The sequence below is a fragment of the Anaerofustis stercorihominis DSM 17244 genome, from assembly GCF_000154825.1.
Taxonomy (GTDB): domain Bacteria; phylum Bacillota; class Clostridia; order Eubacteriales; family Anaerofustaceae; genus Anaerofustis; species Anaerofustis stercorihominis.
The window spans coordinates 372,394-385,264 of the sequence record NZ_DS560019.1; the positions used below are offsets into that span (position 1 = coordinate 372,394).

General features: G+C 33.0%; 10 protein-coding genes. 3 read left to right on the forward strand and 7 right to left on the reverse strand.

Features of this window, described 5'->3' with window-relative positions:
* The first annotated feature begins 72 nt into the window (after nucleotides 1-72).
* Nucleotides 73-1,554 (forward strand): hypothetical protein, encoded by a 1,482-nt coding sequence (locus tag ANASTE_RS06445; protein ID WP_007050176.1) that lies wholly within the window; start codon nucleotides 73-75, stop codon nucleotides 1,552-1,554.
* A gap of 30 nt (nucleotides 1,555-1,584) precedes the next feature.
* Here ANASTE_RS06445 and recA read toward each other — a convergent pair whose 3' ends face one another.
* The 6 genes from recA to trxA form a co-directional block, all read right to left on the reverse strand.
* Nucleotides 1,585-2,622, reverse strand: a complete 1,038-nt coding sequence (gene recA / locus ANASTE_RS06450; RefSeq protein ID WP_039945271.1) for a recombinase RecA — start codon at nucleotides 2,620-2,622, stop codon at nucleotides 1,585-1,587.
* A gap of 70 nt (nucleotides 2,623-2,692) precedes the next feature.
* On the reverse strand, nucleotides 2,693-3,928 hold the full coding sequence (locus tag ANASTE_RS06455) for a competence/damage-inducible protein A (RefSeq protein WP_007050178.1): 1,236 nt from the start codon (nucleotides 3,926-3,928) through the stop codon (nucleotides 2,693-2,695).
* A 167-nt stretch (nucleotides 3,929-4,095) separates the two neighbouring features.
* Nucleotides 4,096-4,599 (reverse strand): DUF7601 domain-containing protein, encoded by a 504-nt coding sequence (locus tag ANASTE_RS06460; protein ID WP_007050179.1) that lies wholly within the window; start codon nucleotides 4,597-4,599, stop codon nucleotides 4,096-4,098.
* 123 nt (nucleotides 4,600-4,722) lie between these two features.
* Entirely contained in the window at nucleotides 4,723-6,570 is a 1,848-nt protein-coding gene (locus ANASTE_RS06465; protein WP_007050180.1) for a hypothetical protein, read from the reverse strand.
* A 526-nt stretch (nucleotides 6,571-7,096) separates the two neighbouring features.
* Nucleotides 7,097-9,907 carry an excinuclease ABC subunit UvrA gene (gene uvrA / locus ANASTE_RS06470; RefSeq protein ID WP_039945274.1) on the reverse strand — a complete coding sequence of 937 codons (2,811 nt, stop codon included), beginning with the start codon at nucleotides 9,905-9,907 and terminating at the stop codon, nucleotides 7,097-7,099.
* A gap of 374 nt (nucleotides 9,908-10,281) precedes the next feature.
* Complete coding sequence (trxA, locus tag ANASTE_RS06475) at nucleotides 10,282-10,596, reverse strand: thioredoxin (protein WP_007050182.1); 315 nt, start codon at nucleotides 10,594-10,596, stop codon at nucleotides 10,282-10,284.
* 147 nt (nucleotides 10,597-10,743) lie between these two features.
* Between trxA and ANASTE_RS06480 the strand changes: the two genes are divergently transcribed.
* A complete protein-coding gene (locus ANASTE_RS06480) occupies nucleotides 10,744-11,409 on the forward strand; it encodes a Crp/Fnr family transcriptional regulator (RefSeq protein ID WP_007050183.1) in 666 nt (221 codons plus the stop codon).
* A gap of 145 nt (nucleotides 11,410-11,554) precedes the next feature.
* Entirely contained in the window at nucleotides 11,555-12,316 is a 762-nt protein-coding gene (locus tag ANASTE_RS06485; RefSeq protein ID WP_007050184.1) for an SDR family NAD(P)-dependent oxidoreductase, read from the forward strand.
* Between the two features lie 48 nt (nucleotides 12,317-12,364).
* Here the strand turns inward: ANASTE_RS06485 and ANASTE_RS06490 are convergent, their stop codons facing one another.
* A complete protein-coding gene (locus ANASTE_RS06490; protein ID WP_007050185.1) occupies nucleotides 12,365-12,754 on the reverse strand; it encodes a hypothetical protein in 390 nt (129 codons plus the stop codon).
* Between the last annotated feature and the right edge of the window lie 117 nt (nucleotides 12,755-12,871).

The window sequence follows — 12,871 nt, forward strand, 5'->3', positions numbered from 1 at the left end:
TTCTGTAATCTGAGAAATTTATAAAATATAATAATTATTATATAAAAAGAAAATCAAGAAGGAGAATATAAATTGAATAACAAAATTAGTAAAACACTATGTGTTTTTATAGTTATCAGTATAATATTTTGCATATATCCAACAACAGCTCTTGCAAAAGAACAAACACTTCTTGATATTTCAAAAGGATCTATAAATATAACAGACACTCAAATAACTCAAGATAATATCGTAATTGAGGATAAGTTAAATCCCAACGGATATCAAATAACCGGAGAAAGCAACAGCAATTCTTTAATAATAGAAACGTCTAAAGATGTAAATATAACATTTAAGGATTTAAAAATATTACATGGTTCTGATAAGGTAGCAATAAATTCAGGGAAAACAATTATATCATTACAAGGTGATAACGAAATAGGATATAGAGGAGACTCTCAAATAGCATCTATTTATGTTGCACCAAATGCTACGATAGAATTTTCAGAGAAAAGCACCGGAAATTTAAATGTATACTGTGCAACAAACAGCGTGGGAAATGGGAATGCTGCCGCAGCTATCGGTGCTCATCATAAATATTTGGGAAGAAATCTTTTAGATGCGGGAACGATAATCATAAACGGAGGACATATAACCGCAAGAGCAGGATACGGCTCTGCAGGAATAGGCGGAGGAAACGGCACAAAAGTAAAGAAAATAATAATAAACGGAGGATATATTGATGCCCAAGGCGGTAAAAGGTCTCAGGGAATCGGTAGCGGTAAAGATTCATACGTGGAGCAAGACATTATTATAACAAATGGCATATTCTCCGAAGGAAACACCGTAAAAGATAAAATAAAATTATCCGTTCCAACTGCGACACTTTCATATAATGATCTTTCATTAATAAACACTTCATCAAATTGGAAGTATTCATTGGATGACGGTAAAAGTTTTATAACAAGCATTACAGATAAAATAGAATTTAGTGAAGAACACCTAAATAAGTTAAAAAATTTGATGATAGTCAATATCGGAGATAACAGAGTAACTGAAGACAGCGATACTCAAACAATTGCTATAATAAAAAACGCTACTCCGGATGCTCCGCAATTTATCTCTGCAAATGAAAGCGAAATTAAAGTAGAAAAAATTGACGGACAGGAATATGCCATATCGAAGTCGGGAGAAGATAATTACAGCAAATGGCAAGATAGTGGTATATTCAAAGGTATATATAAAAATGGGGAAACCTACGACATTATAACCAGAACAAAGAGAAATGAATACGGACTTACTAGCGAAGCAAGCAGCATAACGACCGTAAAAATAATAACCGACACCGAGAACATTGATAATGATAGCAATAATAGTAATGATAGTAATAATAGCAATGTTACTACAAATAAAGAAACTATTAAAAAAAGAAATAAAAGTAATAATAACATACAACCTGAAAATCCCGAAACAAGAGATAATAACGACATGAAAAATTGGATTTTAATATTATTTTCATCTTTGTTTTTTATATTAATTATAATTACAAGAATTCAAAAAACAACAAAAGAATAAAAAAAAGAACAGCAAAAGCTGTTCTTTTTTTTATTCTTCGGCTTTTACGGTATCGGCAGATTCAGGCTCTTCTTCTTTATTCCTGCCCAAAACTTCATCCAATACCAACTTTTCTATATGTTCTGCAATTTCCGGATTATCTGCAAGGAATTGTTTTGCTTTATCTCTTCCTTGTCCTATTTTCTCATCATTATAGGAATACCAAGCACCGGCTTTTTTGATTATTCCGTACTTAGCCGCCATATCCACTATATCGCCTTCTCTGGAAATACCTTTACCGTACATTATATCAAATTCAGCGATTTTAAAAGGAGGAGCTACTTTATTTTTAACTACTTTGACTTTCGTCCTGTTACCTATTATTTCCTGACCGTTTTTAATAGAATCTATCCTTCTTACTTCGAGTCTTACAGAGGAATAGAACTTTAATGCTCTACCTCCCGGAGTAACTTCCGGATTACCAAACATGATACCAACTTTTTCTCTAAGCTGATTTATAAAAACTGCCGTGGTATTTGATTTATTTATCGCACCGGCTAATTTTCTAAGAGCCTGAGACATGAGTCTTGCCTGTAAACCTACATGACTATCCCCCATATCACCTTCTATTTCCGCTTTTGGAACAAGGGCAGCTACAGAGTCCACAACCACTACATCTACAGCAGCACTCCTTACAAGAGCTTCAGTGATTTCCAAAGCCTGTTCTCCCGTATCCGGCTGAGATACGATTAGTTCGTCTATATTAACACCCAAAGCTTCCGCATAAATAGGATCAAGAGCATGTTCCGCATCAATGAATGCAGCGACCCCTCCCGCCTTTTGTGCTTCCGCTACAACATGTAAGGCAACGGTTGTCTTACCTGAAGATTCGGGACCGTATACTTCGATTATCCTTCCTCTTGGAAGTCCTCCCACACCAAGGGCCGCATCAAGGGAAATAGATGATGTTGAAATAGCATCTATGGTAACCGCAGGTTTATCGCCTAATTTCATTACCGCACCTTTTCCAAAGTTGCTTTCTATATTTCTCATTGCAAGCTCTAAGGCTTTTTCTTTATCTGGATTCATTACTTTGACTTTCCTTTCAAACATTTGTTCTTATTTAATTATACATTTAGTTTTGAGATTAGTCAACAATTTATTGCATTATTTTTAACATATTATTAAGTGAATAATATGCACTTCGCATTTGAACTCTTTTTCTTTCCCCGGTTATATTATATTTAGTGTAAGTAACTTCTCCCTTATAATAAAATCCCATATAAACCGTTCCTACAGGCTTTTCGGGAGTACCTCCGTCCGGTCCGGCAATCCCGCTTATGGATATTGCAACATCGGAATTAAACCTTTCAGCACAACCAAGAGCCATCTCTTCAACGCACTGAGAACTCACCGCTCCGTATTTCTTCAAGGTTTCGTTTTTAACTCCCAAAAGAGAATGCTTTATCTCATTGGTATAGGTAACGGCACTGCCCATGAATACTTCGCTTACCCCTGGGATTTCCGTTAAATAACTTGCAAGAAGCCCGCCCGTACAGGACTCCGCACAAGAAAATGTAAGCCCCATACTTTTAAGCAAGGCAACAAATTTTTGAGGCAAAGTTTCTCCTTTAACCGAATAGATATATTCTTTAAAGTTGTTCATTATAATATCATCTATTTTATCCAGATTTTCAACGGCATGTTTTAAATTATCGGCCTTTGATACCGCTTTTACTTTAACACCGCTATCATTAAAATATGTATTTACATTGACCCCGTCTAAATCCGGAAGCAAATCTCTCATTCTGTACTCTATTTCAGACTCTCCTATTCCCGCAGTCATATAGTCTTTTACGGCAAAGAATTTATTTAATTTATTCATCAAATATTCCTTGATATGTTTGTTGTACATATGAGTATTTTCCCTTGGAGGTCCGGGAAGCATTATAATCATTTTATCGTCAATTTCAAGAAGTGCTCCCGGTGCCGTTCCTCTGTCATTACTCAATATCTTTGCTCCTTTTGGAAATAATGCCTGCCTGAAATTATTTGGAGTTAAAACAAAATCCTTTTCCTTATTTTTAAAATAAGTTTCGACATGATGTCTGGCTTCCGCATTTTCTTCCAAAGGTCTTCCTGTAACTTTAGCTATCGCCTCTTTTGTCATATCGTCAAGAGTAGGTCCCAGACCTCCTGTAGTAATAATCAAATCACTTATATTTACCGCATCATTAAATGCACCCTCCACCATATCTTCATCATCACTGACTACTACATGCTTTACAACTTCTATTCCTATTTCCGTGAGTTCTTTTGCAAAAAAAGTTCCGTTAGAATTCAAAACATCTCCGCATAAAACTTCATCACCTATACAAAGTATTGTTGCTTTCATAATATCTCCTTATATAAATAAAATTTATTGTTCAATAAAAATATCATTCCCATTAATTATACATCTTAATAATCCCATTTCAAAGTAAAAACCATAATAAATTAAAGAATAAAAATAGACTCATATGAGAAATGAGCCTATTTTTTAATCCTGAAATTTATATACTATTATTTAGTATTATTTTTATTAATAGTAAATGATACTATCGATATCATTATTACGGAAGCAGCAAGTAAGATTATATACATATATAAATTATTATCATCTCCCGTTTCAGGAGAATTTTTTACAGATGAACCCTTACTTATCTTATGATTTTCAAACTTCACATTAGAAATTTTATTATTAATCTCACCGGTACTATTAATAGATTTTACTTTATATCCATTATAATTGCTTTCTTTTACGGAATATTTCACACTCAAAGGAAGTCCTTTAGCAATTTTACTTTGTCCATGTTTCAGTTCAAAAGAAGAAACACCGTTTTTAAATTCCATATCACCGTAATTACCGTTTATTGATTTATCATTAAGCGTTACAATGAATTTAAATCTTTTCGAAGTGTCTATATCCTTTCCAATGACGGTTTTTGATACACTTAAATCACCTTCGTCCCGTTCGTTATTTAATCGGTTTATCAACTTAATGGTAATTGTTTTTCCGTTTAACACAGCATCACCGTAAACAGGTATTGATAAGTCTAAATCCTCTTCAACTATGTTATATTTTTTTAATACATTTCCTACATTAGGAAGATGAGTAAAAGAGCCTTTATATCCATTTTCTTTTGTTAATTAAATATGATCTACTTTAACACCGTCAATCGTTAAATATATTTTTATTATATCCGGTTTTAAATTATCGGGATAATCATCTGCAAAGCTTTTTTCTACTCTTAATGACAGTTCATCATTATCCCTTTGACCTATCTTAATTGCTCCATTTGAGCCGACACCGCCGCCTTTTGTTGCTTCGTTATTTTTTATAATCAGCTTTTTCTCCTTGTTGGCAAGATCTTTTGCTCCTTGAGATGCTTTAGAGTGAAGATATATATTTTCTTTTACCGGCATATTTTTATTGGTTTCAGACATTTCTATCGGGTTTTCGGTTTCTTTAAACCTTGCATTCTCACTATCTTCATACCAAGTTGTTTTACCGCCCCCAAGCATTCTGCTTGACAAATATGCATAATATTTTTTTTGTTCCTCTTCACTTTTATTTTCGCCCATAAAATCATCACCTGCTGTTTTTGCAGCATTATCAAATACCGCACCACCGTTTTTAACGGCGATTTCAACAGTTCCTGTAGGGCAGAACCATAAACCTCCTCCGAAATCCGCATTATTTTCCGTTATTACTACATCATTCATTTTTAAGAGATATGGAACGGACCCGACATATATCCCCCCGCCTTGTCTTTCCGCTTTATTGTTTTGTATTACACCACCGTTTAAAACAACTTTATTTGAGGATACATACACGCCTCCTCCGCAGCCGTCATCACCTAAAATATAGTTCTTACTGATATTAGTCTCTATTGTTCCTCCGTTCATTGTAAAAGAGCCTGGACAATGAAACTGATTTATCCAAGCATTATGATCGATTCCCCCGTCCATAGCTCCATGGCTTACATATCCGTCATTTACACATACTCCGGCACCCATCCTTGAAGTATTATTACTTATAGTTCCTTTATTTAAAGTAAAATTCCCGCTCACATTGACCATAACACCTCCCCCGTAACCTCCGGCAGGATTAGTTCCGCTGCCTATGGCTGTGACGGATTTATTACCCTTTATAATTCCTCCATCCATTGTAAAGTGTGCTTCATTTTTATAAGACGGCTGTCCGGCTGTTCCAACAAGTACAGCTCCGAAATTTGCTGCATTGTTTAGTATTTCTCCCCCCGTCATTTTAAAATAAGAATCTGCGGAAGAGCTTCCAAAAAATTCAGGTGTTACATATACAGCAGCCGTATTCATCGTATCATTTATATCCAAAATGTTATCATTTATGCTTCCGTTATTGAGTTCAAAACGACCGCCTTTATAAACGCCGACAATACCGCAATATTGAGTTGCGTTCCCGCTGATGTCGGTATTTGCAACAGTATTATTTTCAATACTGCCCCCGTTCATTATCATTTCTGCATCACTGCCGGATATATTTATGGTACTGCTCCAATAACCAGAACTTACAGACCTGTACAGCTTTCCTTTTTCCAATTTAAAAGTCCCTTTACAATCTACTAAACTACCCTTTTCGTGACTAAAATGAACAGGTATATTATTACCGTCTATTGTAATGCCGTCTATTGTTAAACTGCCGCCCTTTTCAATGGAAATCAATGTTGGCTCTGAGCTTACAAAACCATTATCTCTTACAAGAGTACCGTCTCCGCTTAAAATTATATTTTTATCTTTTGGTATTATGATCGTTTCTGTTATAGGGATATCACCTTTTATTTTTAGCTCAACGTTCCCGTTTGAATTATTGATATTATCAATTAAAGAATTAAAATCCGTAATTTCATATATATTTTTATTTTCTCCCGCATATAAAGCATTCCCGACAAATAAAAATAATGAAAGAAAAGTAATTAATAATAGATTTATCATAATTTTTAGACGCATAATTTTCATAGTCAAATCTCCTTTTTTTATATATATATGAAATTATTTAGTTATAAAAAGTGTACTTTTTGTAACTAATAATTTTATCAATTAAAGTATAAATATTAATACAAAACTCAAAAGATTTGTATTAATATTTATTTTTTTACTTCATTTTATAAAAGTTTTAATTTGTTTTATCAATATTTTTTTAGATACAAAATCTACACTTTTTGTAAAGAATTAATACATTTACTCAAATACTATTTGATTACTCGTTTTATCCAAATATAAATACAATTTGATACAAATATCAATTCAATGTGTATTGAAATCTAACGTTACAAAAAGTGTAATTTTTGTAACGTTTTGTCAATAATAATATTATATTGTTTTTTTCATTATAACAAATATAATTTACAATAAACAATACATATCTGTTAAGGTTAGTATATAGCTATCTTATATTGCTATAAATAAAGGTAATTTAAAAGTTCAAAAATCAAACATCGTAAACAAAAAAACACCCCAAATAATATTAGGGTGTTATTTATATTTATAATATTTTCTTTAAAAACTGTCCGGTATAGCTTTCTTTGACTTTTGCTACCTCTTCCGGAGTACCCGTAGCAATCACAGTTCCGCCTCCATCTCCTCCTTCGGGACCTAAATCGATCAGATAATCCGCACATTTTATAACATCAAGATTATGTTCTATTATTAGGATTGTATTTCCGCCCTCTCTGAGTCTGTAAAGGACTTCGAGTAGTTTCTTAACATCTTCCATATGAAGCCCTGTGGTAGGTTCGTCCAAAATATACAAAGTTTTGCCTGTTTGTCTTTTTGACAGATAAGTTGCAAGCTTAATCCTTTGAGCCTCTCCTCCGGAAAGAGTAGTAGAAGGCTGTCCGAGTTTGATATATCCAAGCCCAACATCATATAAAGTCTGTACTTTGGATTTAATGGATGGAATATTTTCAAAGAACGTCAAAGCTTCTTCGACACTCATATCCAGTACCTCCGAAATATTCTTTCCCTTATATTTAATTTGAAGTGTTTCATCGTTATATCTATGACCTTTGCAAACCTCACAAGGAACATACACATCGGGAAGAAAATGCATTTCTATTTTGATAATACCGTCACCTTTACAGTGCTCACATCTTCCGCCTTTTACATTAAAGCTGAAACGACCTTTTTTATAACCTCTCATTTTTGCTTCATTTGTCGAAGCAAAAACATCTCTTATAAGATCAAACATTCCTGTATAAGTAGCAGGATTGGATCTCGGCGTACGTCCTATAGGAGACTGGTCTATATCTATTATCTTATCAAGATTTTCCCAGCCTTTTATTTCCTTATGTTTTCCAGACTTTTCTACGGAACCCAAAAGTTTTTTTCTTAAAGCTTTGAATAGTATTTCATTGATCAAAGTACTTTTTCCCGAACCCGAAACTCCGGTAACACAAGTCATATTCCCAAGCTCAAATTTTACATCAATATTCTTTAAATTATTTTCTCTGGCACCGATAATTTCAAGATACTGTCCGTTGCCTTTTTGTCTTTCTTTTGGAACATCTATCTTTTTCCTGCCTGACAAATAATCCGCAGTTATAGAATTTTTGTTATCTATTATTTCTTCTAAAGGACCGTTAGCTATTACTTCTCCGCCGTGAATCCCCGCTCCGGGACCGATATCAACTATATGATCCGCTTCTCTCATCGTATCTTCATCGTGCTCTACGACGATAACGGTATTACCTATATCGGTAAGCTCTCTTAAAGTATTTAAAAGCATTTCATTGTCTCTTTGATGCAGCCCTATACTCGGTTCATCAAGAACATATAATACACCTGTAAGCTTTGAACCTATTTGAGTAGCAAGCCTTATTCTTTGGCTTTCTCCTCCTGACAAAGTAGAGGCTGCTCTGTCCAAAGTAAGATAACTTAGTCCAACATCATTTAAAAATCCAAGTCTGGATTTTATTTCTCTGAGCACAAGTTCCGCTATTTTAGCTTCATTTTCGTTAAGGACCAAATTATCTATAAATTTTTTACAGTCTCTTATTGACATTTCTGTGAGTTCGATAATGTTAATCCCATTTATTTTGACGCTTAGGGAATTATCGTTTAGCCTCTTTCCTTTACAGGCACTGCAAGTGATATTAGACAAAAATTTTGAGAATTTAGCCTTTACATATTCACTGCTGCTTTCAAAGTATCTTCTTTCTAAATTATTTACTATTCCTTCAAAAACTATTTCTCTTTCCTTGTATCCTCCGAAGTGAGAATTAAATCCGATTTTGATTTTATCTTTATCTCCGTAAAGAAGTGCATCCATAAATTCATCGCTCGCTTCTTCCAAAGGTTTATCCATGGAGAAATTATATTTCTCTACCAAAGTTTTGACAATCACTGAATAGTAAGTGCTATCGTCACTGCTTACAAAATTGGATAATGCCCCTTCATTTATAGAAATACTTTTATCGGGAATAACAAGGTCCGGGTCTATTGTTTGATGATATCCGATACCGTTACATTCCATACACATACCAAAAGGTGAGTTGAATGAAAAACTTCTCGGTTCAGGTTTATCCATTGCGATACCGCAGTCCATGCAGGCAAATTTCTCAGAATATAATTTTTCCTCGTCATCGGTTTTACATATAACAAGCCCCTCGCTCAAATTAAGAGCGGTTTCCACAGAATCGTTAAGTCTCGATTTTATCTTATCTCTAACTTTGAGTCTGTCTATTACAACGCTTATATCATGTTTTTTATTCTTGGGAAGTTTTATTTCATCATCAAGGTCATAAAGCCCTCCGTCTATAAATACTCTGAGATAACCTTCTTTTTTAAGATGAGTAAGAAAGTTTTTATGAGTTCCCTTTTCCCCTCTTATAACGGGAGCCAATATTTGTATCTTAGTCCCTTCTTCCATAGATAGAATATCGTCTATTATAGTATCTATACTTTGACTCTCTATTTTCTTACCGCATTTAGGACAATAAGGCGTCCCTATTCTCGCAAATAAAAGTCTGAAGTAATCATATATTTCGGTTACCGTTCCTACGGTAGAACGAGGATTACGGTTTGTGGTTTTTTGATCTATGGAAATAGACGGACTGAGTCCCTCAATATTATCAACGTCAGGTTTATTTGTTTGACCGAGGAACATTCTTGCATATGCGGAAAGGCTTTCAACATATCTTCTCTGTCCTTCGGCATATATTGTATCAAAAGCAAGAGATGATTTCCCCGAACCGGAAAGTCCGGTAAAAACTATCAGCTTATCTCTCGGTATGGTTAAATCTATATTTTTAAGATTGTTTTCTCTAGCGCCTCTTATAACAATTTTGTCTGTCATAATACCCTCCTTAAACATTAATATGATATTATCACAAATTTTTTAAAATAACAACAAATTTTTAGAAAATTTGTTCGGTTTTACATAATATACCTTAGATATTTAAACAAAAAAGAAAGATTTTAATAATCTTTCTTTTAATCTTAAAAAACTTTATTATATAGCCCTTTCAATACTCAATAAACATTTTAAAATTTACAATAAACCTTTATTTTTTTATCGATTACTTCCTTTAATAAATCATAAATCATTTATATTTAACTTAAAATATTATAATTTAAAAATACAGTTGACTAGACTTAATTTTAATTCTAACAAAAAAAGAGCTTCCGCTCTTTTTTCAAACAATTTAATTTTAAAGGTTTATATATTATTTATTGTACTTGGTCGATAACTTCTAAAAGCTCTTGTTTTGTCATGGCACCTTGAGTTCTTTTCACTTGTTTGCCGTCTTTATACATCAAAAGTGTAGGTATTGACATTACCTTATTCTTCATAGCAAGCATCCTTTCATCATCTACATTGACCTTGCATACTTTTATATCATTTCTTTCTTCTGACACTTCATCTATTACCGGAGAAAAAGCACTGCATGGTCCGCACCAAGGAGCCCAAAAATCTACTATCACCAATCTATTATCATTTATCTCTTCCTTGAAAGTCTTATTTGTTAAATCTATTACACTCATTTTTTCTTACCTCTTTCCTGTTATTTGTTTATATTATATTCAAATAAAAAATAAAAGACTGTGACAAAGTCACATAAGGAAAATATAAAGTCATAATGGACAAATAAGAATAATAATTATAGAATATATAATAAGGCGGTAAAAAATATGAATGATTACAATTTCAATATGAAAGAATTCCTTCCCTTTTGGGATGACCTAAAAAGTGAATGTCAAAACACTATATTAAAAGAATTAAAACATAAGACATATAAAAAAGGCGAAACTGTTCACGACAACTCCGTAACATGTACGGGACTTATATTCATTTTAAGCGGTAAGCTCAGAGCATATATGATTTCGGAAAACGGGAGAGAGCTTAGTTTATATTATTTGATGGATAATGATATATGCTTAATGTCTGCTTCATGCGTGATGAAAGATATAACATTTGATATATTCATTGAAGCAATGGAGGATACAAAAGTAGCTATTTTACCTACACATATTTATAAAGATATAGCTAATAATTATATCGAGATGTCAAAGTATGTTAATAGCATTATGTCTTCAAGGTTATCAGATGTAATGTGGATTTTAGAACAAGTATTATTTAAAAAATTCGATTCCAGACTTGCGGAATTCCTTCTTTTCCACAGAGATGAAAATGATAAAATAAAAATGACTCATGAAGAAATAGCAAATCATTTGGGAAGTGCAAGAGAAGTGGTAAGCAGGATGCTCAAACACTTTGAAAGTAACGATATCATAAAACTTTTCAGAGGCGGTATCGAAATATTAAATGAAGATGAACTTATAAAACTCTCCGATTAATTGATTTTATAATAAAACGGCGGGCGCGGAATCTGCTTTAGCAGGCGTAGTGCCCGCATTTTTTAGCTAAATCCTAATTTACATTATATTTAAGTTGTGATAAACTTTATCTTATAGAATATACAAAGTTTAAGGAGAAATAATTATGTTAAAAATTGACTTAACAGGAAAGAAAGCATTTCTTACAGGCGGCAGCAGAGGTGTAGGAAGAGCCATCTGTCTTGCTCTTGCCGAGTGCGGAGCGGACATTGCATTCACTTATTTATCAAGAGATGAAGCAGCAAATGGGGTAGTTAAAGAAATAGAAGCTTTAGGTAGAGAAGCTTACTGTTATAAATGCGATGTCGGAAACTTTGACCAAATGAAAGAAACTTTAAATGATATTAAAGAAAAATTTGGCAAACTGGATATAATAGTAAACAATGCGGGAGGTTCAAAGGTAGTAGAAATAGATGAACTTACTCCGGAATATTTGGATACCGTATTAAAATCAAATTTATATGGTTCATTTTATTCTATCATGGCAGGAGGATTAGATCTCCTTAAAGAAGCAGGAGGGGGAAGCATAATAAATATAGGTTCTTCTGCAATGTATTCGGGAATGGGAGGAGGCCCTCAATACTCCGCATCAAAAGCCGGCTTATTGGGACTTACGAGATATATGGCAGTACAGTACGGACCTGAAAACATAAGATGTAATACACTTGCAATTTCTCTTATCAAGACAGAACTGTTAAATAAGTTCGATGATGAAATGTTAAAGAAAAAAATAGCTACGGTACCTGTCGGAAGACTCGGAGAACCGGAAGATGTAGCTTATATGACAGCATTCCTTTCAAGTGAAATGGCATCATACATAAGCGGCGAAGTAATACTAATGGACGGGGCTAGGACTTACGCAAAATAATAAAAACAAAAAAAGCGGATTATTATCCGCTTTTTATTATTATATAATCTAAATAATGAAAGAAACTATTAAAGCTATCAATGTTAATACCCATATAGGAAAAATCAAAAACATCCTTGAAGTTTGCAGTTCTCTCTTAAAACACACATTTTGACCCGGCTTTCTTGGACTATATAAAATTTCAATGACATCATCTTTCTTTATCATTTCACTGTTTAAATCCAAGCTGTTTTTTACATTAATAAAATTTTCGTCTACTTTATATGTTAAAACAGCACTTGCGATTTTTTTATTATTCCCATAAGATGATTTAATGGAAATTACTTTAGCATAAGCGCTTTTGGTGCATATTTTATATAAATAATATTCTTTGATTTTTATAAATGCAATACCTAATGATGTAACTACAAATAAAACAATAAATAAAAACTTATCCATTACTGACCTCTTAAATTATAATTTATAAAACAGATTATAACATATAAAAACCAATTAAAATAAATATTAATATTAATTACATATTTAATAAAAAAAGACGGCATCAAAATATTGATG

Coding starts and splice junctions, on each gene's coding strand:
- ANASTE_RS06490 (WP_007050185.1), bottom strand. CDS start 12,754: ATGGATAAGTTTTTATTTATTGTTTTATTTGTAGTTACATCATTAGGT.
- trxA (WP_007050182.1), bottom strand. CDS start 10,596: ATGAGTGTAATAGATTTAACAAATAAGACTTTCAAGGAAGAGATAAAT.
- ANASTE_RS06465 (WP_007050180.1), bottom strand. CDS start 6,570: ATGAAAATTATGCGTCTAAAAATTATGATAAATCTATTATTAATTACT.
- ANASTE_RS06480 (WP_007050183.1), top strand. CDS start 10,744: ATGAATGATTACAATTTCAATATGAAAGAATTCCTTCCCTTTTGGGAT.
- ANASTE_RS06485 (WP_007050184.1), top strand. CDS start 11,555: ATGTTAAAAATTGACTTAACAGGAAAGAAAGCATTTCTTACAGGCGGC.
- recA (WP_039945271.1), bottom strand. CDS start 2,622: ATGAATCCAGATAAAGAAAAAGCCTTAGAGCTTGCAATGAGAAATATA.
- uvrA (WP_039945274.1), bottom strand. CDS start 9,907: ATGACAGACAAAATTGTTATAAGAGGCGCTAGAGAAAACAATCTTAAA.
- ANASTE_RS06455 (WP_007050178.1), bottom strand. CDS start 3,928: ATGAAAGCAACAATACTTTGTATAGGTGATGAAGTTTTATGCGGAGAT.